Raw genomic sequence first — 320 nt, 5'->3', positions numbered from 1 at the left:
AGTTCCTGCTGGAGGTTCCCCTTGAGTTCATGGGCGCCGGACGGTGCTTGCATCCGCGTAGCCGATCCCCCTCGGTGTGGGTGCCAACCCCCGAATGGAGCATCTTTGATGAACACGATTCTGCGTAAGAGCGTTCTTGGTGTTGCTGGTCTGGCGTTTGCCGGTGGTCTGGCTGCCGGTCCGCTGAACCACAGTGACAGCAGCGCCGTGGTGCAGTCGGCGGCTCCGATCACTGCTGTGGCGGTGCAGGCGGACAAGCCGGACATGGGCGTGCTGGTGCCGCATGGTGTGCAGGGTGCGCAGTCGCGTATCGACCTGTC

Annotated in this window: 1 pseudogene; it reads left to right on the top strand. The window is 63.8% G+C overall.

The features are described from left to right. Nucleotides 1-108: 108 nt before the first annotated feature. A pseudogene (locus tag ACLQ22_RS32005) lies at nucleotides 109-320 on the top strand (hypothetical protein); the annotation flags it as partial.

Origin of the sequence: Micromonospora sp. DT178, from assembly GCF_049841695.1 — a bacterium.
In the GTDB taxonomy this organism is placed as follows: Bacteria; Actinomycetota; Actinomycetes; order Mycobacteriales; family Micromonosporaceae; genus Micromonospora.
This window is presented reverse-complemented; position numbering and strand designations above follow the sequence as displayed.